Here is a 19,851-nt window from a genome sequence, read left to right on the forward strand (position 1 = left end):
TGGTTGCTTCACACATAGACTTTCATTGCTGGCGCTTCTCGATGATGCGTTGGAACAGCAAGAACGCGGCGGCCACGGGCAGCACGTTCCCGTCACGAGCGTTCATATCATTGCGGCGACTGGGCTCGCTGGTAGGCGTGGTGGATGCGCTCGATGTGGGAAGGGAACGTCCCGACAAAGCCGTCTGTGGCGGTTTTCGATACCGGTCGAGCGGTCGGTCGAAAAGGTCGTGCTGAACGGCTTAATCGAAAGATTTCGGCGCTCCGTCAGACTCCGCAGATTCGCTCACCCGCAAAGATCACACAAGATGACAGTGTGCTCGTCGATCAAATGACGACGAAATATTCTCGGTTTGAGCACTCAAAGTGCGACGAGTTCGACGCCACCCTTCCCGGAGTCGACGAGCTGGCCGATGACCCGAAACTCATGATCGATTGGATTGGGGAATTTGATAAGCGTGCGGTGGCGTAGGGACGGGGAAAGCTCGGCGACCTGTACCGGCAAAGAGAGTGGCGATTCTCCCGCGACTAGCGCCGGGGCCGGTCTTGTTGTCGCTTAGCCGTTCTGCGCCACCTATTGCGTGCACTTCGTCCACGAAGTGACGGAGGGGCGAACCGGCCTGGACTTGTTCCAGGCCGCTGATGAAGCGGCGCTTCACGATTGCGTCGTCTGCGGCAAGGCTGAAGACAAATTCACGACTATGGCCGATGGCATGGCCGCGATCCAGAAGGTACTCGTCCTCCGAAACGAGCAATTGCTGAATTACCCGTCGTGCGTCATTGCCAACGCCCAAGCGGAGCTCAGCAAATTTGTGATCAATGACTCGCTATCGCCGATTGCACCTGAGCGCGAGCCTCCGCTCCGCTAGATGACCGGGGGTCAAACTCAGTCAAGCCGCACCATATTTCTCAGACTTTAGATTAGAATCGCGCGAGAAACTTGCTGTAGCAATGGCTGACCGTCGCCTTTATCACTGGATTGACGGTCGAACCTGAGAGAAATAACGAAAATGGATATCAGACCGTCCGCACTCGGGGACCTGAAGTTGCGCGACCTCTATGAGGCGATCAGCAAGGGCGTTTTGCAGCAGGGGCGACTGCTGATGCTGGATACGCCGCTCGGCAAGAATGCGCTGGTGCCGTTACGGGCCCGCGGATCGGCCAGAATCGGGCGCGACTATTCGTACACGATTGACGTCGCGTCGACGCGCGATGACACTGCGCTGCTGTCGTTGATGCACCAACCCGTTACCCTGCGGATTCAGCAGGTTACGGCTCCTTTTGCGGTTCCCGTCTATCGTCCGGTCCACGGCTTCGTACATCGGGTGGCCTATTTGGGCGGAAACGGCGGCCTTTCGACATACCAGATCGAGTTTTCATCGGCACTGGTCTTCCTTGAGAAGACCCACAACGAAGAAGGCTGGCTCGAGAAAGACGCTCGCGAGATCATCTCCGACGTGCTCGATCGGTACCCGCAATTGCGCGGGCAGTACCGTTTTGCGCTGTCATCCGATCCTGCCAAGCGTTCTTGGTGCAGGCAAAGCGAATCCGATCTTCACTTTGTGAACCGCTTGGCTGAGGCCGAGGGCTGGTATTTCTACTGGGTCCACGAAAACGTTAGCGAAGGTGACGCGCCCAAGACGACGCTCGTCATCGTTGACCGCGTCTCGACCCTTCCCGATGCCAAGTCAGTTGAGTTCATTCGAGCGAACGACAGCAACGAATCTGACGGTTTCGCGCATTGGGCTGCGGTGCAGACGATGCAGAGCACGCGCTACATGTCGCGTGCGTTTGATTACAAGCGGCCCGCGTCCGATTTTCAGGTTGAAAGCGGACTTGCCGCGACGAGCTATGTTATGGAGGAGCGCGGCCAGAAAGCTGAGCATAGCGTTCCTGATGCGCCGATGACGGTCTACGAATCGACGGCTTACGGCTATTCCAGCTCAGACACCGGTGAGGTGCGAGCGCGACGGCGAGTAGAGATGTGGGATGCGCGAGCAAGCCGATATTTCGGCGTAGGCGGTGTGCGGTGGCTGGATGCCGGTTTGCGGTTCGTCTTGAACGGTCATCCCCGCCACGAGGACGGCGATTCGAAGAAGCGAGAGTTTCTGGTGGTCGAGGCACGGTGGTTCATCGAGAACAACGTCCCGATCGGCCCGCAGACGGCCGAGTTTCCGCAAAGTCTTCGCGCAACGCTGGCCGAGCAGCAGGCGATTCACCGTGAGCGATTCAAGACGCTGGGACATGAGGCGGATGGTTCGGCCGGATTTTTCGTGCTCGAAGTCGAGGCGCAACCTACGGCTGTCGAATACCGGAGCCCGCTGGATCATCCGAAGCCGGTCATCTCGATCGAACACGCGCTTGTTGTGACCCCGGATGGCGCGGAGGCGTGGACGAACGACCGAAACCAGATCAGGGTGCATTTCGCATGGGATCGCAAGAACCCGCCGGAAGCCTTCAATTCCTCACCATTGCTGTCGTCGCTTCAATCCGATACCGGGAACGGTTATGGGGCTGTCCACGTCCCGAGGGCGCGGGAATGGGTCATCGTTGGTTACTGGAACGGCGACTGTGACAAGCCGTTCGTATTAGGGCGTATCAACGGAGGCGCGACCCCCTCTCCATGGCATTCAAACGCATTGTTGTCCGGGTTCAAGTCGGAGGGATTCGGCAAGACAGGAGCATACAACTCGTTCGTCCACGACGATTCTACGAATCAAGGCGGCACGCGGCTGGTCAGCTATACCGGCAAGAGCTATGCGGCGCTGACGCAGGGCTACCTGATCAAGCATGACGGCAACACGCGCGGACAGTACCTGGGTAAAGGTTTCATCCTGCACGCCGACGAGTTCGGGGCAGTTCGTGCCAGCAAGGGGTTGTCCATCAGTGCGCACTCGAAATCCTACGACGATGAACAGATGGGCGTGGACGAGGCGCGGTCGCAGTTGCAGCAGGCGGGAATGCTGGTCGAGTCGCTGTCTAGCGCAAGCACAACCGCTCAGGCGGAATCACTGCAAACCGGACAGGATGCGCTCAAGGCGCTATCGACGGACATCCAGCATCCGGTGTCGGGCGATACGTCGGGCGGCGTGACGGCGGGTGGCGGTACTGGCAGTGCCAACGGATTTGCGCAGCCGAACATATTGGTATCGACGCCGAAGGACATTGCACTGGTCGCAGACAACTCGACGCATATCGTGGCCGAGAAAGAGGTCAACGTCGTCAGTAACGAGAACACGTACGTGGCAACTGGCAAGTCGTTCGTCGTGGCGGCCGCGGAAAAGGTGAGCTTCTTCGCGCACAAACTCGGCGCATTCTTTGTGACGGCGAAAGGTCCGATCAAGCTGTCGGCCAACACGGATGACGTGAACGTTAATGCGGGTAAAGACGTGACGGTGAAGGCCAAGCGTATTGTGCTCGACGCCGATGAAATCATCATCAAGGCGGGCGGCTCATACACCCGTTGGGTGGCGGCTGGCATTGAAGACGGTACGCAAGGCCCGCGCACGATTAAATCGGCGTCGCTCAGCCGTCAGGGGCCGAGTTCGATTGCGCAGCATATGAACAGTCTGCCGCAGGCCAAATTTAACGATCCGTATGTGCTGCGTGATCGCATCACGGGCGAGGTGCTGAAAAACCACCCGTACGAACTGATCCGCGGGGACGGCACACGTCTGACCGGGATGACGAACGAGCTGGGGCACGTGGCCGAGCAGAAGAGCGAGGATATCGAGAAGTTGGCGGTGCGCGCATTGCGGCCGAAGCCGAACGGTCCTGCAGCATGAATCCGATAACCGATGGTCGAATCTGAAGAACGACGATGAGCGAAAACACAGATCAATCCGGCGGCGGATCGCCGTTCAATGACGATGCCGAGAACGAAGTCGTCCAGCAGGCCGGTCGCACGGACAAGGACGGGGCCTCGGTCGGGCACTTTACGTTGACGCCGGCGAGCGATACACGACAAAAGGAACTGCTTTGCGATGTGCGACCGATCATTCCGGTGATCTTCCTGCCGGGCGTGATGGGCTCGCCGTTGGTGAACGTTGACACCGGTGACGAGCTGTTCTTTGCGCCGGAGACGGACGGCCTATTTGGGAAGGCGGGCGCATTGCCCGCACTGATCGGCCTGTGGTTCAAGGGCGCGTCCACGCGAGAAACGCAGTTCGACCCGACTAAGGCCGCTGTGACACCGTTCGGGCCGGTCAGTGCTGGCAAGCACGAAAAGGATGACGACCCGAACCAGTACGTGGACGAGAAGGAGGCCATTCGGCGGGGTTGGGGCTCGGTGTATCGGTCGAGCTATCAGCCGATGTTGGCGTGGCTACAGGAGCAACTGAACGAGCCGATGCATCTGGGAAAGCATAAAGGGCCGTGGATTCAAGGCGACCCTGAAGGCAAGAAATGGGCGCTCAAGCCACTGCTGGACACCGAGCCTTCCGACTATGGAGCGATCGACGCTGGCGCACTACGCAGGGGGCAGGCGATCACGAAAGATTCGGAGGTGTTCAAGCACTTCATGAAATTCCAGTACCGTGTGTACGCGATCGGCTACAACTGGCTGCAATCGAATGAAAAATCGGCGCAACAGGTGATTGATGGCGCGAATTTCACGGACAAGAAGACCGGCAAGACGGCGCGCCTGATGGGCATCAGGGAGATCATCGAGGAGAACCATAGCGGCAAGGCGATTATCCTCACGCACTCGATGGGTGGGCTAGTTGCACGGATGGCGATCGCCATGCACGGCGGAGCGGACCTAATGCACGGCGTGTTCCACAACGTGCTACCAGCGACCGGGGCGCCAATCGCGGCGAAGCGGTTCCGCACTGGTGGCGGTAGCGAGGGTGGGGTGAACGGTTTTATCAACGGCGCCTTGCTCGGGAGCAATGCAGACGAGTTTGTGGCGGTAGCCGCGAATGCGCCGGGACCGCTTGAGTTGTTACCGATGCCGGATTACCACAACGGGGAGGCATGGTGGATCTTTTCGCGACTCGACGGCACTCCAGTGATGAAGTTTCCGAAGGAAGGAAGTGCATACAAGGAAATCTATGCTAATTCGAAATGGTATGGCTTGGTGCCGAGTGAATCGAATTCATTGCTTGATCCTGCTGGGATCATTAAGAAGCGACTCGACAGTCGACCAATAAAGGCGACCATATCTGAAAATTTCAACGATGTTATGGGTGTTGTGGTGGATAACCAGAAAAACATAATAAATACATACCACGATAGAACGTACGTTGCCTATGGGGACGGGGATTTGAAACCCAAGGGTGCACCCACGTCAGGCGACAATCACGGCGAACCCAGGAGCGACAGACCCGAGATCGAGAAAAGCGAGAAGCTGGAGGATTTGTTGGCATGGGGTACAGTGATTTGGAAGGGTAACGTGCCGCCGGATGTGACGGAGGAAGAGTTGCGCGCCGCACGGTTCTTGAGTGAAAAGGGCGCCGATTCGCACACTGGGACGCTACGCGTGCACCTGGATTCTCGTAACCTCACCATCGAGTTCGAAGTGCAAAAGGTGGCGAAGCTGCCGCCGGGCAGCGACACGCCCGATCCTAAAAAAAATGGCATTGTGCCAGGCGACGGTACAGTACCGGTCTGGTCCGCGGAAGCTCCTGCGTACGGCGCAGAAGGCGGAGCGGCGCACGGCGTACAAATGATATTTGACCAAGGAGGCTATGTGCACCAGGAAAGCTATAACCACCCGTGGTCCCGATGGGCGCTCCTGTACAGCATCGTACAAATTGCTCAGGATGCGCAGGAGCCATCATGCTGACGCGTATTGGGCGACTCCTGTTTTTAGTGGTGGGCGTTTGCGCCTGCTCGGTAACGTTCTCCGGGGAACCGACCATGACAAATCCCTTGTTGTCCAAGCAGCGCCCGTGGTGCATCGGGCGCTTCGTTTTCCAACGACCTGCTACCAGCGAAATTACGAATCAGCGATACGCATTTTGGGGAGAGAAACTGGAGACGCAGCACAATGTGTCGGCTGCAACGTATCAGACCAAGATTGGTAGCCTCGAAAGAGAATTGAATGCAAAAAAGCGCACTGATCCAGGTAGTAGAGGCAATAAAACATATAATCCGTGGTTGGAAAAAGTGTTGTCGCCAACGGCTGACTCAAAAGTTTTTGCTTATAAAAAATTTTATACTGAAGGGGTCGCTCAGCCGTTTCATACTGAAGGTTATATTTTCGAAAACAACACGTTATTCCATACAACTGGGTCATTTGGCTCAAACGGTTTGGATAAATTTGATCCGGTTTACACGGACCTCTATCGGCGCATCAAGGCACGCGACAATTGGTCGGTACCGACCGAATCGGGATTCTGCTTTGACGGCGGCATTGCCACTGGCTCGTCGACCTACTCCGAGGAGGTCAGCCAGTCGTTCGCATTGATGCCGGGGCGACCGGCGCTGTTCGTCATCCAGATGCGCGAGTCGGTAGACGGGGACCAGAATTCGCCATTGACCAAAACGCTTCCTGATCTTCGTGCGAAGATGGATCAGGTGTCGAGCGGGAGCTACCGCATTCTGCGGCAGGGCAAGCGCACGGTGGCGGGGATGGACGCGGAGGAAGTGCTGTTCGCGTTGAAGGAGGGCGAGATCACGTCGTACCGTTTCTACCTGCTTGCGCCAGGCGATCCGACCACGCTTGCGAAGCCACATACGGCAATTCAATTGCTGTTAGGCGCCCCCAGTCACGACCTGTCGCCCGACCAGGCAAGTTCTCCGGTTGATGAGGCCGGCGCACTGCAAACATGGGATACGCTGCTGAACAGCCTTCGGCTGCGGCCGGGCGCGGTTTGAGCAGGAGGGCTTGCGATGAGGCGCTATGACATCGTGAAAGGTGATGCGACGACGGTTGGAGGCATAGTGCAGGGTGGTGACGGACAAGACATTCTGCACGACCGAGAACAAGCGTATGAACACGATCCGGTGTGGTGCCCGGTGTGCAAGACGCTCGGCGTGATCGTGTGCGACGGCCCACGTCATTCGAGTACTGGGCCGGATGGCCGACAGTCGGCGTTGAGTGACGACCTCTGTCGGTGCGCTTGTCCAACGCCGCCGAAGCTGGTGGCGTCGCAGTCGGTATCGTATGTCGAGGTCTGAACGGCAGGTGATACGAACGGAATATTGAACGGATCAAGTGACTCCGTTTGGCACTGGGCCGATATCGAGATGCCGGCTTCTTTTCTACTCTATCGGTAGCGAGACCCTGTTTCAGTGACAACCCGTGACGAACGTTTCGAAATGCTTCGGGCTTACCTTGCGGACGCGGGTTTTGTATTACTCGACCGCAAGTGGCATACCGTACATCATCAGTATCGATTCCGTTGTGGGCAAGCACGTTTCGTCGATGTCCGGGGCAAGTTTTATGCTCCGGGTGCGCGGACGTGGCGGGCCATTAATATGCCATCAGTGCTGGATTAAAAAGACTCTGATTCGTATTTATGACGTCGCCCATCAAGCAGGCGGTCTGTGCCTGAGCAAGCGGTATCGTGGAAAACATGCGAATTACCGCTTCGTCTGTGCCGCAGGCCATAAGTTTGAGGCCACGGCCGCTTCAGTCTTGGGCGGTCACTGGTGCGCAAAGTGCTCGACTGAACGGCGATCCGAGCGTCGTAGATATCAAGGCGGACTGAAGCCGATACAGGATCGTGCGCGAGAGCGGGGCGGCGAATGCTTGTCGACCGTCTACGATGGCCGGATGGCGAAATACCGATTGAGATGCGGCTCAGGACACGAATGGGAGGCCGCGGGCTACGACGTCTTGCGCAAGGCGTGGTGCCAAGAATGCTCTTCAGATCGTAAGCGAATGCCAGACGGACTTGCGAAGCTACAAGAGAAGGCGGCAGAGCAAGGCGGCAGATGTCTCGCATCCCGCTATCAACGTATTCAGGCTCGTTACCCATTTCAGTGCGAGCGGGGACACGAGTGGATGGCGTGGGGTACGGAAATCTTGAAGGGGCACTGGTGTCCGACATGTCGCACCGAAGATAGGCAGCGGCAGGCCATCGAATTGATGCGATCGATTGCCGCGGACCGGGGCGGCATCTGCGTATCTGAGCACTATGTCGACAACAACACGAAGCTCAAATGGGAGTGCGCGCGCGGTCATCGATGGTGGGCGAGACCCCGGCAGGTTTCGTCAGCTGGCAACTGGTGCGCTCAATGTCAGTACCTGTCGCAGATTACCCTGGAAAAAACGAGGCGGAAGCGTCGCTACGAGGTAGTTAAGTCGTCAGAACCTTGATTCGGCGTCGCTTGAGCGGATTTGACCGGACTGGAAACCAATATCGAGCCTCGTTTTGGCATTTCAGCGCCCGGTTTGGGTGGGTAATAAAGGCATCAGCCTATATTTCGGGGTGCAAAGTACCTGGAATGGCCTACTTTGCTCAAAAAATGAGCAAAGTACCCATTTTTCGCCCCTGTAACGGTTCCATCCTGCGTCTGCCATGTTGCGCAAACATTACAAAATACTTTCTAAGTGAAAATCCGGCCCGTCGCCGCCGCATGGTTGCACCCATGCAACCCCCTATCCGGGGTGAATTGCAGCCCCTGACGGGCCACAAAAGGGGGCGGAGGGTCATTTCCGATATGGGCAGAGCATTCGAGACGGATTCGAAGCCACTGAGAAGCAAAAAATTACCGATTCAGGGGCTGGAAATCTGTCCCTTTTATGAATTTTGGCCGGATTGTGATACATTTCGCTTGCTGAAGTGTCGTTCTAGGGTGTTTTTTGTCGATTTCCAGCAAAAATCCCTAGTTTTGCCTTTCTGCCTCGCGGTTGCCTGCCCGTTTCCGGCTCACCTGAGCATCGCGCCTTCAACGGCTCCCGCGATCCCGTTCATCGCACCTCGCTTGCCTGAAACGTCCCTGTATCACCTCGCGTTTCAGTCATTCCCATCCTTGAGCTTGCTCCCGAACATCAGTTCGGCACCTTCGCTCGTCTTAATTGATATGGATACCTAATTATGTATGCATATCGTCGTGAACCTTTGTTCCCTCTCGGCTTGATTGTTGCCACACCGGGCGCGCTCGATCTTCTCGACCGAACCGGCACGAACGCCAATGCATTACTTCGACGGCACGGTAGAGGCGATTGGGGTGCGGTCTGTGCAGACGACGCTCGCTCGAACGATCGCGCCGTGACGAATCGAACGCGGCTGCTGTCTGCATACGAACTTGGCACCCTTCGCGAGCGGCTGTGGATCATCACGGAAGCCGATCGCCGAGCAACAACGCTCTTGTTGCCATGCGAATACTGACCCGATGGAGTTCACCGTGCAGAAACTTCATCCGGCTCTTCAGTCTGGCGGACGCCTCACGCTTGTCGGCTCGAATAGGCGGGTTATACCCCAGCGTTCGCGAATATGGTCTAGGAGCGGAAGTACAAGGTGGTTGGGATGTTTGGCCCGATACTGTTCGTAGGTCGTGCCCGATTCAGGTTCTGGGGCGCAAAAATACCCATCCAGGAACATTTTGGGAAACGGGAGCGGGGGAACGTCTGTAACTCGCTGATGCCAATCGGCAAAATCCTGCGCGTACTGATTGTTGCGTCGGAGCAGTTCCCAAGCCCCAATAGACGGGTCCTGAAGTTTGGTGGGCGGGTACTTGGCGTCATCACGCCAGTCTTCACGGGCGATGAACAAGCGGTGTTGAACAGGGACGGGATCGGCTACCATCGGATGTAGTTCTTTATGGGAATCGATCCAGATGGTAGCAATGCCCGCGCGACGCCCCAAAGAAAAAGGGGTTAGCTTTCGCTAACCCCTTGATTCCTTTGGTCGGAGCGATAGGATTCGAACCTACGACCCTCTGATCCCAAATCAGATGCGCTACCAGGCTGCGCTACGCTCCGACGTAGCCAAAGATTCTATCGTCTAATGGGTAACTGGGTCAATCACGTTTTGCATAAGGCGCACGTCATCACGAAACGCTCACGATTGGCGACAATTCGAGGCGTGATCGTCCGGCCTGCGAGCGTGCGGCCGGATCATTCGTCGAAGCATGGAGAGACATCATGATGAACCTGATCCTGTGGCGCCACGCCGAAGCCGAGGACTACGCGGCAAGCGACCTCGCACGCCAGTTGACGGCCCGCGGGCGCAAGGAAGCGCAGGCCATGGCCAAATGGCTGCGCGGCCGGCTCGAGTCGAGCAGCGTGATCCTCGCCAGCCCGGCGGCGCGCACCGTGCAGACCGTCGAGGCGCTGACCGACCAATACCGGACCGTCGATGCGCTCGCGCCGGGCGGCAGCGTCGAAGACGTGCTGGCGGCCGCCGGGTGGCCCGACGGCATCGCGCCGACGGTCGTGATCGTCGGGCACCAGCCGACGCTCGGCAGCGTCGCGGCGCAGCTGATCGCTGGCAACGGCGACAGCTGGAGCGTCAAGAAGGGCGGTATCGTGTGGCTCGCGAGCCGCACGCGCGACGGCAGCCGTCAGGCCGTGCTGCGCGCGGTATTGACGCCAGACCTTGTCTGAAGGGGTTCGAAGGCATTGATCATACGGTTTCGCAGGCTTTCTGCTAAAGTCAATTCGGCGACACGTCATTGAAAGGACACGGTCGTGCCACAGAACGGTAACGACCGGTTACTACATTGGCTGGCATGTCGTCCTATTCCTTACGATCAGGAAAGCCTAATGCGAGAACTGCCGACGCCTACGCTCCCCTTTGCCTCGCTTCCCCTCGACACGTCGCGGCGTCACCTGCCGCGCGCTGCTGAAACCGTCACATCCGAGTTCCGTCTGCGGGCCGCCTGGGCCCGCACGGAAGACGAACTGCGCGAGGCCCAGCGCCTGCGTTACACCGTGTTCGCCGAAGAGATGGGCGCGCAGGTCAGCGGTCCATCCGGTCTCGACGTCGATCCGTTCGACGCCTATTGCGATCATCTGCTGGTGCGCGATCTCGATACGCTGAAGGTGGTCGGCACGTACCGTGTGCTGCCGCCGCACCAGGCCGCGCGTGTCGGCCGTCTCTACGCCGAAGGCGAATTCGACCTGTCGCGCCTGACGCACCTGCGCGGCAAGATGGTCGAGGTCGGCCGCTCGTGCGTGCACAGCGACTACCGCAGCGGCGCCGTCATCATGGCGCTCTGGGGCGGTCTCGGCGCGTACATGATGCAGAACGGCTACGAGACGATGCTCGGCTGCGCGAGCGTGTCGATGGCCGACGGCGGGCACTATGCGGCGAACCTGTATCAGTCGCTGCCGGCCAACTCGCTGACGGCGCCGGAATACCGCGCGTTCCCTCATACGGCGCTGCCGGTCGACGAACTGCAGACGGGCACCGTCGTCGCACCGCCGCCGCTGATCAAGGGCTACCTGCGTCTCGGTGCGAAGATTTGCGGTGCTCCGGCGTGGGATCCCGACTTCAACTGCGCGGACTTCCTGACGCTGTTCCGGTTGTCGGACATCAACGCCCGCTACGCCCGGCACTTTCTGGGCTGAGCCATTCTGATCGCGGCGCGCTGCTCAGGCGCGCACGCAAGCGAACGCCGTCGCACGGCAGATTGCCGCGCGACGGCGTTTGTTCGTTCCGAGGAAGTTGTTCTATCCGGCCCTGTTAATTTGGGTGATACGCACTGCCCACCGTGCACGCAGGCGCACGTTCGGAGCAGGCCGCGCAAGCGGCGGCCCGGACGACAGGGCGGGCTTGCCTAGTGCTTGCGCCGCCAGTCGAGCAGGTGGTGTTCGGCCATCCAGTGATGGATCATTCCTTCGCCGCCGTGGCTGCGCTTGTATTCGCGCGACTCGAAATAGGACAGGGCGACGAGCACCATCAGACCGATGAACAGACCGATCAGGCCGGCGATTTCTTCAGACGACATGGCAGCCTCCTTTCAACGGCACAGCGCCATGGGTACATGGTAGAACATGCGCGGGACAACCCCTAGCCCGGAATTCCGCTAGACTCGGCGCGGTCCTGGCGCGCGATGGGCGCGCCGTTTTCCGGAGCCTCACCGATGACCCGTTTCATGCTGGCCGTGCTGGCCGCGTCCGTTCTCGCCGGCTGTTCCGGCGATCCCCGCCAGACCCGCCGCGGCCACCCGCCGCAAGATCCGGCCGATTACCACGGCGTGCCGACCGACATGACGCCACCGTCGATGCTCGGTGCGCCTGCGCCGTCAGCACCCGCACCCTCATCCGCGCAATAACGAAACCGGCCGGCCTGCGTGGCCGTCAGGTGCCGGCTGCGGGTGCGTCGGCGCCGATTCGCCGCGTCAGCGCCGGCAGGTAGCGCGCGAGCGTCGCGCCGCGCGCCACCATGAACAGCAGCAGCGCGAACCACAGCCCGTGATTGCCGAACGGGCCGACAGCCGCCAGCGTCGCGGCAATGAAGATCGCGAACGACACGACCATCGCGCGCATCAGCGATTGCGTCTGCGTCGCGCCGATGAACACGCCGTCGAGCAGGAACCCCCATACGGACACGATCGGCGAGATCGCCGCCCACGGCAGGTATTGCAGCGCGACCGCGCGGATCCCGGCCTGGTCGGTCAGCTGTGCGACGATCCAGCCGCCGGCCGCCCAGTAGACGAGCGCGAACAGCAGCGCGCCGAGAGCGGACCACAGCAGCGTGACCCGCACGGCCCGCCGGAATGCGGCGCGGTCGCGCGCGCCGGATGCGGCGCCGACGAGCGCCTCGGCCGCATGCGCGAAGCCGTCGAGCCCGTACGCCATGAAGGTCTGGAAATTCAGCAGCAATGCGTTGGCCGCGAGCGTCGCGTCACCCTGTTTGGCGCCCAGGTGCGCGAACCAGCCGAACGCGCCGAGCAGGCACAGCGTGCGAAGGAAGATGTCGCGATTGAGCGCGATCAGCCGCTTGAGCGCCGCGCGATCCGCCAATGCACCCGCGGCCAGCGGCGCAAGGCCGCGCGGGCGCAGTTGCCATAGCATCCATGCGCCGAGCGCGAAGCCGCACGCGTCCGCGGTCGCGGTCGCCGCACCGATCCCGGCGATACCCCAGCCGAAGCCGTACACGTACAGCAGCACGGCGCCGATGTTCACCGCGTTGATGAAGACCTGCGCGACGAGCGCGAGCCGCACGCGCTGCACGCCGAGCAGATAGCCGAGCACGACGTAGTTCGCGAGCGCGAACGGCGCGCTCCAGATTCGTGCGTGGCCATAGGCCAGCGCCGTCGCGCGGACGGCGTCGCTGCCGCCCAGCGCGGTCAGCGCGAATGACAGCAGCGGCACCTGCAGCGCGAGCACGGCGGCGCCGAGCGCGAACGCGACGATCAGCGCGCGCAGCACGTTGAGCCGGATGCTGGCGGCGTCGCCGGCGCCGTGCGCCTGCGCGACGAGGCCGGTCGTGCCCATGCGCAGGAAGCCGAAGCCCCAGAACACGAAGTTGAAGAACAGCCCGCCGAGCGCGACGCCGCCGAGATACTGCGCGCCGTCGAGGTGGCCGGCGACGGCCGTGTCGACCGCGCCGAGGATCGGCTGGGTCAGGTTCGCCAGGACGATCGGGAAGGCGAGCGCGAGGACGCGCCGGTGCGAGACCGCGGCCGACCCGGTGCCGGCTCCGTGCGGTAATGCGGATTCGGACATGGCGAACGCGTCAGGCGCGTTCCTGCACGCAGACCCACGGCGACACGACTACCGCCCACAGCTCCGGATTGCGCGCCGCGAAGTCGGCGGCGGTTTCCGCGGGCATGCGCGCGACGAGACCGGACGACAGCCAGCGCGTGACCTGTTCGGCGTCGTCGCCGGCGATCGCTTCCGCGACGCTGACGAGATCGAGATCGCGTGCGACCGACAGCAGCTTGCCCTGCGCGAAGAAGCGCTCGAGGTCGCACCAGTCGATCTTGGCGGTTTCGCCGAGGAGTTTGGCGTAGAGCGGGCTGTGCGACGCACCCGCGGCGGATTCGTGTTGGTCGGAGGACATCGGTCGTGTACTGAAAAGACTGCGTGGGCGCCACTATAAACCATCCGGGCGCGCGGCCAGCCACGCGGCGCGGCGGCGCGCGCCCGGTTCATGCGTCGCGCAGCGCGCGGCGCACGATCTTGCCGGTTGCCGTCATCGGCAGGCTGTCGACGAACGCGATCGCGCGCGGGTACTCGTGCGCGGCCAGGCGCGTTCGCACGTGGGCCTGCAGTGCCTGCACGAGCGCGTCGTCGCCGACATGGCCGGGGTTCAGCACGACGAACGCCTTGACGATCTCGGTGCGCGTCGGATCGGGCACGCCGACGACGGCCGCCATCCGCACCGCCGGGTGCGTGAGCAGGCAGTCTTCAATCGGCCCCGGCCCGATCCGGTAGCCGGCGCTCGTGATCACGTCGTCGTCGCGGCCGACGAAGCGCACGAAGCCGTCGTCATCGATGGTGCCGGTGTCGCCGGTGAGGAGGTAGTCGCCCACGAACTTGTCGCGCGTCGCGGCGGGATTGCGCCAGTATTCGAGGAACATCACCGGGTCGGGGCGACGCACCGCGATGCGCCCCTCGACGCCGGGCGGGAGCGGCGTGCCGTGCTCGTCGACGATCGCGACCGCATGGCCGGGCACGGCCTTGCCGATCGCACCGGGCTGCGCGTCGAACAGCGCCGCGCATGACGACAGCACCATGTTGCATTCGGTCTGTCCGTAGAACTCGTTGATCGTCACGCCGAGCGCGTCGCGTCCCCAGGCGGTCAGTTCGGTGCCGAGCGATTCTCCGCCGCTCGCGACCGATTTCAGCGCCAGCGCATGGCGCTCGCGCGGCGCGGGCACCGCGCGCATCAGCTTCAACGCGGTCGGCGGCAGGAACGCGTGGGTCACGCCGTGCCGCGCCATCAGCGCGAACGCGGCTTCGCCGTCGAACTTCTCGAAGCGGCGCGCGAGCACGGGCACGCCGTGGTGCCATGACGGCAGCAGCACGTCGAGGAGCCCGCCGATCCACGCCCAGTCGGCGGGCGTCCAGAACAGGCGCGCGTCGCGCGGAAAGCATTGCTGCGACATCTCGACGCCCGGCAGGTGGCCCAGCAGCACGCGATGCGCATGGAGTGCGCCTTTCGGCTTCCCGGTCGTCCCGGACGTGTAGATGATGACCGCCGGGTCGTCGGCGGCGGTGTCCGCCGGCACGAAATCCGGCGATTCGGCGGCGAGTGCGGCGTCGAAGCGCAGCACGCCGGGCGCATCGGGCGCATCGTCGCCGATGCAGTAGCATGTGCGCAGCGCCGGCAGTTGCGCGCGCAGCGGCGCGATCTTCGCGTAACCGGCCGCGTCGGTGACGAGCGCGGCGGCTTCGCTGTTCGCGAGCCGGTATTCGAGCGCGTCGGCGCCGAACAGCGTGAACAGCGGCACCGCGATCGCGCCGAGTTTGTACGCGGCGAGATGGGCGATCGCGGTTTCGGGGCCCTGCGCGAGGAAGATGGCGATCCGGTCGCCGCGTTGCAATCCCGCACGCGCAAAGCTGTTCGCGAGCCGGTTAGAAGCATTCCTCAGGTCGTCGAACGTGAGGTGGGACACGTCGCCTTGCGTCGTTTCGTGAATCAGCGCGAGCCGTCCGCTCCCGTCGGCCCACTTGTCGCAGACGTCCACACCAATGTTGTAACGGGCCGGAACGTCCCACGCGAAGCGGGAGAGCAGGTCGTCGTAGCGGTCGGCGGCGGGTAGCATCGCGTGTCTCCTTGGCGTCGATCGTCGGCATTGGTCGATAGATTACATCGGCATTTCACGCGACCGAATTCACAATGGCGCCTGACGGATAGGGAATGTGCGGACTCGTCCAACGGGGGCGGCTCAGTGCACGATTCCGCCATGACGCATAAGATCATGAAAAAACAGTGATGAGACCATGGATTTGCTTCTGATAGCTGCGGGGTTCAGCCTGTTCGGAATCGGTGCGCTGGTGGCGTTTGCCAGCCGCGTCGATCCGTTGTCGGGCCGGTTCACCGGCCGTCTGCGCAAGCGCTGACACAACCTTACCGATCTCCCTCGCGACGACATGCGATGCATGCCGGCATCGCGTGTCGTCCTCCTTCGGCGGCGGCGCGCTCAGCGCGCCGGCAGGAAGCGTGCCGGATCGATCGAGCGGCCGCCGTAGCGCAGCTCGAAGTGCAGCGCGACGCGATCGCTGTCGCTGTTGCCCATCTCCGCGATCGTTTGCCCCTGCGTGACCGACTGACCTTCCTTCACGAGCAGCGCACGGTTGTGCGCGTAGGCCGTCAGGTAGTCGGCATTGTGCTTGAGGATGATCAAGTTGCCGTAGCCGCGCAATCCGTTGCCCGCGTAGACGACGGTGCCCGGTGCGGCGGCCAGCACCGGCGTGCCCGTGGCGTTGGCGATATCGATGCCCTTGGATTTCGAGCCGTCGAAGCTGCGCACCACGTTGCCGGCGGCCGGCCAGATCAGCGCGATGCTGGTGGCCGGCTTGACGGCCGATTCGACCGGCGCCGAAGGCGCGGGGCGGCTGCGGCCCGCACTGCCGGTGCCGGTGGTCGATGCGGCCGTCGTGCCGGGCGGCGGCGCGACGCGCAGCACCTGGCCGACCTCGATCGCGTCGGGATTCGTGATCTGGTTCCAGCGCACGATGTTCGCCATCGACGTGCGATTCTCGCGCGCGATCTTGTAGAGCGTGTCGCCGCGCTCGACGCGGTAGTAACCCGGGCCGACGGGTGCGGAGCCACACGCGACGAGCAGTGCGGCGCAGGCGGCCGCGAAGAGCCGCTTCGTTGTTGTTCCGAACATTGAACCTCGCAAAACCCCGCCGCGCGCGATGCGGCAGGCGATACAAAACGTCCGATTTTAACGGGTTCGACCCGAGCACCGCAGTTTCGGGCCGCGGGCGCGGCCGGCGCGCACCGGTTCGCCCGTGCGGCCGACGTCAGCCGGCGAGCGGCAGCACGCGAATCCGCAGCGATGCCGTTTCGGTCGCGCCGGGTGCGAGCGTGCGCAGCCCAAGGCCGTTGTGGATCGCGTCCGGCAGGCCGAGCCACGGCTCGACGCAGTAGAAGTCCGATTCCGGCTTTTCCGTCCAGGTCGTGACCGCGTACCACGGGATCGAGCCCGGGACGTCGAGCGCGATCTCGATCGTGCGGCGGCGGCCCGGCATCACGATGCGCACCGGCTCGGACGGCGCGCCGTCGAGGCAGTGGAAGCGGTCGAGAATGTCCGGATCGCCGAGGCTGTACGATGCCTCGCCGGGCTCGAGCGGGCTGATCGAGCCGTCGGCGCGCTGCATGCAGCGGCGCGTCGGCGGCAGCTCGAGCGTGGTTTGCGCGCGCTCGCCGTGCGGCAGCGCGAAGTAAAAATGGTGGCCCGCGTAGTAGGGCAGCGGCGTGTCGCCGCGATTGGTCGTGGTGAGCGCGACGTCGAGCGTGTGGGCATCGGCGAGCCGGTAGGTCGTCTCGAACCGGAAATCGAACGGGTAGCTGTCGCGCAGCGCGTCGTTCGCATCGAGCGTCATCGACAGCGCGGCGCCGTCGGCCGACGGTTGTGCCGCGAACGGGAGGTCGCGCGCGAAACCATGCATCGGCAGGTCGCGGACCACGCCGGCGGCATCGCGCCAGCGGCCCAGTTCGCCGTCGACGCGATGGCGGCCGAGGAACGGGAACAGCAGGGGATTGCCGCCGCGCACGCGCGCGAGGTTGCTCCAGTCGGCGGCTTCCGGCCAGAAGATGACTGGCTCGTTGTCGACGTGCCACGACAGCAGGCGGCCGCCGAATTGCGGGGCGACCCGGACGAGCGACGGGCCGGCGTGAAGTTCATGAATGTCGTGCTGCTGGAAGATCGGCATGGCGAATCGGTATGAACGGGTGGACGGGTGCGCGATGGTGCGCTCCATTATCGGGCCGCGAGGCGGTCGGGGAAAACCCTTCTCGGGGAAATCGCGAGTTTTTCAGACTGCCGACGGTCTGGATAATGGCGTTAAACCGGTGATGTTGCCGGGTCATGACACTTCGTGGAGGGGGCCATGGATCTGGCAATGGCAATGGGTATCGCACTGTTCGGCATGTTTACCGGCAGCACGGTATTGTTTTTCTATCAGCTCGGCCGCTGACGGCAATTTCTGCCGGAATCGAAAGGCCCGCCATGCAAATGGCGGGCTTTTTGCTTTCTGAGCGCTTACAAGTTGCAAGCGTTTGTGTGCATTGCCGCAATAACCGGCCAAATGCCTTGGCGCAGTAATCCTGGCTGGGCATAATCGGGGCGCGTTTTTTCGGACGCGCGATGCGTCGTCCGCTTTTCTACCCGATTGATCATCACTAAAAGGACCGACGCGTGAGTCTCTGGTTTCTGATATTCCTGAGCGTCCTGCAGGGCGTCACCGAACTCTTCCCCGTCAGCAGTCTCGGCCACACGCTGCTCGTGCCCGCGCTGTTCGGCATGCACATCGACAAGCACGCACCGCAGTTGCTGCCGTTCCTCGTCGCGCTGCACCTCGGCACCGCGCTCGCACTGCTGTGGTACTTCCGCGCACGCTGGATCGCGCTGATCAGCGGCTTCTTCGCGCAGCTCGGCGGCCGCAAGAACGACGACGGACACCTGATGTGGGCGCTGATCATCGGCACGATCCCGACCGGGATCGTCGGCCTGCTGCTCGAGAAGCGCATCGAGCGCGTGTTCCACGACCTGCGGATCGTCGCGATCGCCCTGATCATCAACGGCGTGCTGCTGTGGGTCGGCGATCGGATCCAGCGCAGCCGTGCACACCAGCCGCCCGAGAAGATGACGTTCAAGCAGGCGTTCTTCGTGGGCCTCGCGCAGATCGGCGCGCTGATCCCGGGTTTTTCGCGCAGCGGGCTGACGATGATCGCCGGTAACGCGGCGGGGCTGACGGCGGAAAAGGCGGCGGAGTTTTCGTTCCTGCTCGGCACGCCGATCATTTTTGCGGCGGGCGTGCTGGAACTGCCGAAGCTGTTCCATGCACGCGATCAGCTCGCGGACGCGCTGCTCGGTGGCGTGCTGACGGCGATTGCCGCTTATCTGAGCGTGCGGTTCTTGATGCGCTATTTCGAAGGGCGCGGGCGGCTGGCTTCGTTCGGCGTGTATTGCGTGATTGCCGGAGTGTTTTGCCTCGGGTGGTTCATGCTGCATCCGCAGCCGGTTTGACGGTTGCGGTGCCGGTTGCGCGTCGCGCATGATATGACGCGATGATCGGGTATAATTTCGGGCTCGGCTTCATGCCGGGCCCGTTTCGTATCGGGGCTTTGAGTCCGGTTTGTGCCGTGTTGTGCTCGAAGCCTTTCGCGTCAAATGCGGCCCGGGTTGTGTGGCCGTGTCTTTTCCCCTCGACCGCCCTTAGCTCAGTTGGATAGAGCAACGGCCTTCTAAGCCGTAGGTCACACGTTCGAATCGTGTAGGGCGGGCCAGTGAAATCAGTGCGTTAGCTGGTATTTTCAAATTCCCCATCCTCTGTCGGCATGCTCGTGTAGGCAGCATGCCTGTTGACCAATCCACAGCTGTTCGAGCGTGTCGAGGTGGTGGGGCGTTAGCGAGCGGACCGAGCAAGCGCAGCAGTTCAAACAAACTGTCGGACAGGATCCGAGATTGGATTTGGCCGACGTTGCGCAATGTGCAAATCCGACCAATCCAACTGCTGTTCCGGTTGACGCAGATTCAGGTGATTTCGAGCACAACGGGGCCGTTGACGGAGCGGGCCTTCTTACTGAGCAGTCGCAGGCTCAACTGCTTGGTCAAGCAGCGCGTACAGAACTGCCTCGAAACCTCACAACATCTAAGCTGGCAGCGGCTTTTGCATGACATGCATGACTGCATGTACCAGACGGGTAGGGGGATCAGAGATCACGGAAACTCCTGAACGAAGTGCGCCGATGCGGAAATGCATCGGCGGAGCGACCATATCTGGCCTATTCAGGAATGTGATATGTGGTTGAAAAAATGTTAATTCCGAGTC

At 61.9% G+C, this 19,851-nt stretch carries 19 protein-coding genes and 2 tRNA genes; 13 read left to right on the forward strand and 8 right to left on the reverse strand.

Annotation, left to right across the window (positions count from 1 at the left end; genetic code table 11):
* Positions 1-153 precede the first annotated feature (153 nt).
* The 8 genes from BTE28158_RS04295 (at position 154) to BTE28158_RS32370 (ending at position 9,280) form a co-directional block, all read left to right on the forward strand.
* Positions 154-471, forward strand: a complete 318-nt coding sequence (locus BTE28158_RS04295) for a hypothetical protein (protein ID WP_174919701.1) — start codon at positions 154-156, stop codon at positions 469-471.
* Positions 472-625: 154 nt separating this feature from the next.
* Positions 626-868 (forward strand): hypothetical protein, encoded by a 243-nt coding sequence (locus BTE28158_RS04300; protein WP_174919703.1) that lies wholly within the window; start codon positions 626-628, stop codon positions 866-868.
* Between the two features lie 141 nt (positions 869-1,009).
* Complete coding sequence (locus tag BTE28158_RS04305) at positions 1,010-3,784, forward strand: type VI secretion system Vgr family protein (RefSeq protein ID WP_151047838.1); 2,775 nt, start codon at positions 1,010-1,012, stop codon at positions 3,782-3,784.
* A 35-nt stretch (positions 3,785-3,819) separates the two neighbouring features.
* Positions 3,820-5,784: an esterase/lipase family protein gene (locus tag BTE28158_RS04310; protein ID WP_151047837.1), complete on the forward strand. Its 1,965-nt coding sequence runs from the start codon at positions 3,820-3,822 to the stop codon at positions 5,782-5,784.
* Between the two features lie 74 nt (positions 5,785-5,858).
* The gene (locus tag BTE28158_RS04315; protein ID WP_170296382.1) at positions 5,859-6,818 is read left to right on the forward strand and encodes a T6SS immunity protein Tli4 family protein; all 960 of its coding nucleotides are present in this window, start codon (positions 5,859-5,861) and stop codon (positions 6,816-6,818) included.
* Positions 6,819-6,833: 15 nt separating this feature from the next.
* Positions 6,834-7,121: a PAAR domain-containing protein gene (locus BTE28158_RS04320; RefSeq protein ID WP_151047836.1), complete on the forward strand. Its 288-nt coding sequence runs from the start codon at positions 6,834-6,836 to the stop codon at positions 7,119-7,121.
* A gap of 1,272 nt (positions 7,122-8,393) precedes the next feature.
* Complete coding sequence (locus tag BTE28158_RS04325) at positions 8,394-8,984, forward strand: hypothetical protein (protein ID WP_151047835.1); 591 nt, start codon at positions 8,394-8,396, stop codon at positions 8,982-8,984.
* A gap of 2 nt (positions 8,985-8,986) precedes the next feature.
* The gene (locus tag BTE28158_RS32370; RefSeq protein WP_151047834.1) at positions 8,987-9,280 is read left to right on the forward strand and encodes a hypothetical protein; all 294 of its coding nucleotides are present in this window, start codon (positions 8,987-8,989) and stop codon (positions 9,278-9,280) included.
* Positions 9,281-9,319: 39 nt separating this feature from the next.
* Here the strand turns inward: BTE28158_RS32370 and BTE28158_RS33060 are convergent, their stop codons facing one another.
* The gene (locus BTE28158_RS33060) at positions 9,320-9,697 is read right to left on the reverse strand and encodes a transcriptional regulator domain-containing protein (protein WP_420868012.1); all 378 of its coding nucleotides are present in this window, start codon (positions 9,695-9,697) and stop codon (positions 9,320-9,322) included.
* Between the two features lie 99 nt (positions 9,698-9,796).
* Positions 9,797-9,873 (reverse strand) — tRNA-Pro (locus BTE28158_RS04330).
* Positions 9,874-10,035: 162 nt separating this feature from the next.
* Here BTE28158_RS04330 and sixA point away from each other — a divergent pair.
* Together sixA and BTE28158_RS04340 are read left to right on the forward strand one after the other, a co-directional pair.
* Complete coding sequence (gene sixA / locus BTE28158_RS04335) at positions 10,036-10,497, forward strand: phosphohistidine phosphatase SixA (protein ID WP_151047833.1); 462 nt, start codon at positions 10,036-10,038, stop codon at positions 10,495-10,497.
* 159 nt (positions 10,498-10,656) lie between these two features.
* Positions 10,657-11,463: a GNAT family N-acetyltransferase gene (locus BTE28158_RS04340; RefSeq protein WP_059606381.1), complete on the forward strand. Its 807-nt coding sequence runs from the start codon at positions 10,657-10,659 to the stop codon at positions 11,461-11,463.
* Between the two features lie 209 nt (positions 11,464-11,672).
* Here BTE28158_RS04340 and BTE28158_RS04345 read toward each other — a convergent pair whose 3' ends face one another.
* Positions 11,673-11,843 (reverse strand): hypothetical protein, encoded by a 171-nt coding sequence (locus BTE28158_RS04345; RefSeq protein ID WP_162840567.1) that lies wholly within the window; start codon positions 11,841-11,843, stop codon positions 11,673-11,675.
* A 135-nt stretch (positions 11,844-11,978) separates the two neighbouring features.
* Here BTE28158_RS04345 and BTE28158_RS04350 point away from each other — a divergent pair, with 135 nt between their 5' ends.
* Positions 11,979-12,170 (forward strand): hypothetical protein, encoded by a 192-nt coding sequence (locus BTE28158_RS04350; RefSeq protein ID WP_151047832.1) that lies wholly within the window; start codon positions 11,979-11,981, stop codon positions 12,168-12,170.
* 25 nt (positions 12,171-12,195) lie between these two features.
* Here the strand turns inward: BTE28158_RS04350 and BTE28158_RS04355 are convergent, their stop codons facing one another.
* From BTE28158_RS04355 to BTE28158_RS04375, 5 genes are all read right to left on the reverse strand, one after another.
* Positions 12,196-13,566, reverse strand: a complete 1,371-nt coding sequence (locus BTE28158_RS04355) for an MATE family efflux transporter (protein WP_151047831.1) — start codon at positions 13,564-13,566, stop codon at positions 12,196-12,198.
* A gap of 10 nt (positions 13,567-13,576) precedes the next feature.
* Positions 13,577-13,903: a DUF2288 domain-containing protein gene (locus tag BTE28158_RS04360; RefSeq protein ID WP_059606389.1), complete on the reverse strand. Its 327-nt coding sequence runs from the start codon at positions 13,901-13,903 to the stop codon at positions 13,577-13,579.
* Positions 13,904-13,991: 88 nt separating this feature from the next.
* Positions 13,992-15,611 carry an acyl-CoA synthetase gene (locus tag BTE28158_RS04365; protein WP_151047830.1) on the reverse strand — a complete coding sequence of 540 codons (1,620 nt, stop codon included), beginning with the start codon at positions 15,609-15,611 and terminating at the stop codon, positions 13,992-13,994.
* Between the two features lie 378 nt (positions 15,612-15,989).
* Positions 15,990-16,682: a peptidoglycan DD-metalloendopeptidase family protein gene (locus tag BTE28158_RS04370; RefSeq protein ID WP_151047829.1), complete on the reverse strand. Its 693-nt coding sequence runs from the start codon at positions 16,680-16,682 to the stop codon at positions 15,990-15,992.
* Between the two features lie 136 nt (positions 16,683-16,818).
* Entirely contained in the window at positions 16,819-17,730 is a 912-nt protein-coding gene (locus BTE28158_RS04375; protein ID WP_151047827.1) for an aldose epimerase family protein, read from the reverse strand.
* Between the two features lie 485 nt (positions 17,731-18,215).
* Here BTE28158_RS04375 and BTE28158_RS04380 point away from each other — a divergent pair, with 485 nt between their 5' ends.
* Together BTE28158_RS04380 and BTE28158_RS04385 are read left to right on the forward strand one after the other, a co-directional pair.
* On the forward strand, positions 18,216-19,046 hold the full coding sequence (locus BTE28158_RS04380) for an undecaprenyl-diphosphate phosphatase (protein ID WP_059606402.1): 831 nt from the start codon (positions 18,216-18,218) through the stop codon (positions 19,044-19,046).
* Between the two features lie 183 nt (positions 19,047-19,229).
* Positions 19,230-19,306 (forward strand) — tRNA-Arg (locus tag BTE28158_RS04385).
* The last annotated feature ends 545 nt before the right edge of the window (positions 19,307-19,851 follow it).

The organism is Burkholderia diffusa, from assembly GCF_902499115.1.
Classification (GTDB): domain Bacteria; phylum Pseudomonadota; class Gammaproteobacteria; order Burkholderiales; family Burkholderiaceae; genus Burkholderia; species Burkholderia diffusa.

What these genes read in the sequence shown, in the direction of transcription:
- BTE28158_RS04295 (WP_174919701.1), top strand. Translation starts at nt 154, where the DNA reads ATGTGGGAAGGGAACGTCCCGACAAAGCCGTCTGTGGCGGTTTTCGAT.
- BTE28158_RS04305 (WP_151047838.1), top strand. Translation starts at nt 1,010, where the DNA reads ATGGATATCAGACCGTCCGCACTCGGGGACCTGAAGTTGCGCGACCTC.
- BTE28158_RS04310 (WP_151047837.1), top strand. Translation starts at nt 3,820, where the DNA reads ATGAGCGAAAACACAGATCAATCCGGCGGCGGATCGCCGTTCAATGAC.
- BTE28158_RS04315 (WP_170296382.1), top strand. Translation starts at nt 5,859, where the DNA reads ATGACAAATCCCTTGTTGTCCAAGCAGCGCCCGTGGTGCATCGGGCGC.
- BTE28158_RS04320 (WP_151047836.1), top strand. Translation starts at nt 6,834, where the DNA reads ATGAGGCGCTATGACATCGTGAAAGGTGATGCGACGACGGTTGGAGGC.
- BTE28158_RS04325 (WP_151047835.1), top strand. Translation starts at nt 8,394, where the DNA reads ATGGCCTACTTTGCTCAAAAAATGAGCAAAGTACCCATTTTTCGCCCC.
- BTE28158_RS32370 (WP_151047834.1), top strand. Translation starts at nt 8,987, where the DNA reads ATGTATGCATATCGTCGTGAACCTTTGTTCCCTCTCGGCTTGATTGTT.
- BTE28158_RS33060 (WP_420868012.1), bottom strand. Translation starts at nt 9,697, where the DNA reads ATGGTAGCCGATCCCGTCCCTGTTCAACACCGCTTGTTCATCGCCCGT.
- sixA (WP_151047833.1), top strand. Translation starts at nt 10,036, where the DNA reads ATGATGAACCTGATCCTGTGGCGCCACGCCGAAGCCGAGGACTACGCG.
- BTE28158_RS04340 (WP_059606381.1), top strand. Translation starts at nt 10,657, where the DNA reads ATGCGAGAACTGCCGACGCCTACGCTCCCCTTTGCCTCGCTTCCCCTC.
- BTE28158_RS04345 (WP_162840567.1), bottom strand. Translation starts at nt 11,843, where the DNA reads ATGTCGTCTGAAGAAATCGCCGGCCTGATCGGTCTGTTCATCGGTCTG.
- BTE28158_RS04350 (WP_151047832.1), top strand. Translation starts at nt 11,979, where the DNA reads ATGACCCGTTTCATGCTGGCCGTGCTGGCCGCGTCCGTTCTCGCCGGC.
- BTE28158_RS04355 (WP_151047831.1), bottom strand. Translation starts at nt 13,566, where the DNA reads ATGTCCGAATCCGCATTACCGCACGGAGCCGGCACCGGGTCGGCCGCG.
- BTE28158_RS04360 (WP_059606389.1), bottom strand. Translation starts at nt 13,903, where the DNA reads ATGTCCTCCGACCAACACGAATCCGCCGCGGGTGCGTCGCACAGCCCG.
- BTE28158_RS04365 (WP_151047830.1), bottom strand. Translation starts at nt 15,611, where the DNA reads ATGCTACCCGCCGCCGACCGCTACGACGACCTGCTCTCCCGCTTCGCG.
- BTE28158_RS04370 (WP_151047829.1), bottom strand. Translation starts at nt 16,682, where the DNA reads ATGTTCGGAACAACAACGAAGCGGCTCTTCGCGGCCGCCTGCGCCGCA.
- BTE28158_RS04375 (WP_151047827.1), bottom strand. Translation starts at nt 17,730, where the DNA reads ATGCCGATCTTCCAGCAGCACGACATTCATGAACTTCACGCCGGCCCG.